Origin of the sequence: Rathayibacter sp. VKM Ac-2926 (assembly GCF_022815565.1) — a bacterium.
GTDB lineage: Bacteria > Actinomycetota > Actinomycetes > Actinomycetales > Microbacteriaceae > Rathayibacter > Rathayibacter festucae.
The window spans coordinates 1-1301 of the sequence record NZ_JALGRS010000026.1; the positions used below are offsets into that span (position 1 = coordinate 1).

Below are 1301 nucleotides of genomic sequence, written 5' to 3' on the forward strand. Positions count from 1 at the left end.
AGCGGGCGTATCGGTGATTGCCTTGGTGTGTCGCGGGGTTCTGACTCGTCTGCGTATCTGACGCCTGGCAGGGCTGTCTGGATCTCGAACTGTCGAACCCCGCGACACCGTAAGCATCCGGTCGGCTGGTCATGACTTGATAGAAGCCTGACCGTCCTGTGGTCTCATCACCGATTTGTCTGCCCACTGGCCGGATGCGTGACCCGATGAAGGGATGCATCCAGCATGACAACGAACACGCTCCAAGCCCAGCCCGACCGGGAGATCGTCGCGGGCATCGACACACACGAGAACAGCCACCACGTGGCCGTCCTCGACTCCACGGGCCGCCTCCTGGGCGATGAAGCATTCCCCGCGACGAGCACAGGTTTCATCGAGCTGCTGTCCTGGGTCAGCGTCCTCGGGACGCTGGTGCGGGTCGCAGTCGAGGGCACCAGCTCCTACGGAGCCGCCCTGACCCGGTATCTGCTCGCCGAGAACGTGGACGTCATCGAGGTCCCACCGGGAGACAAAGCGCAGCGCCGCCGGCGAGGCAAGACCGACGCGTTCGACGCCGAAGCCGCCGCGCGCCGCGCTCTCGCGGAGACCTCACCGCGGATCCCGAAAGACACGACCTCGTCCGTTGAAGCGCTGCGCCTGCTCACCAACACCCGCAATCTGCTGGTCAAGCAGCAGAAGGAGATCGCCGGGCAGATCGATCAGTTCCTGATCACCGCCCCCGACACCCTCCGCGAGCGCTCCCGCGAGGGCACCCGGAAGACCCGCATGCGCCGCCTCGCCGAACTTCCCGAGACCGCCACCGCAGACATCGTCACCGACACCCTCACCCGGCTGCTGCGCCAGCACGCGACCCGCTGGCTCACCCTCGACGCCGACGCGACCGCGATCGAGAAGCAACTGCGCACCCTCATCGAGATCCGCGCCCCGAAACTCCTCGAGGTCTACTGCGTCGCCGCCGTCACCGCCGCGCAACTCCTCGTCGCCGTGGGCGAGAACGGCCACCGCATCCACTCCGAAGCAGCCCTCGCGAAACTCTTCGGCGCAGCACCCCAACCCGTCTCCTCCGGCAAAACCAACCGCCACCGCCTCTCCCGAGGCGGCAACCGGCAAGCGAACTGCGCCCTCCACCAGATCTCCATCGCCCGCCTCTGCCACGAACAACGAACCCGCGACTACCGCGACACCCACCTCGCCGACGGCAAAACCAAGAAAGACATCCTCCGCCTCCTCAAACGAGCTCTCTGCCGCGAACTCTTCCCCCTCCTCTGCCGACCTTGACAAATAGAAGCTTCGAGATCCAC

General features: G+C 65.9%; 1 protein-coding gene. It reads left to right on the forward strand.

Features of this window, described 5'->3' with window-relative positions:
* Window positions 1–225 precede the first annotated feature (225 nt).
* On the forward strand, window positions 226–1278 hold the full coding sequence (locus MT351_RS19785; RefSeq protein ID WP_243583075.1) for an IS110 family transposase: 1053 nt from the start codon (window positions 226–228) through the stop codon (window positions 1276–1278).
* Window positions 1279–1301 lie beyond the last annotated feature (23 nt).

What these genes read in the sequence shown, in the direction of transcription:
- MT351_RS19785 (WP_243583075.1), top strand. Translation starts at nt 226, where the DNA reads ATGACAACGAACACGCTCCAAGCCCAGCCCGACCGGGAGATCGTCGCG.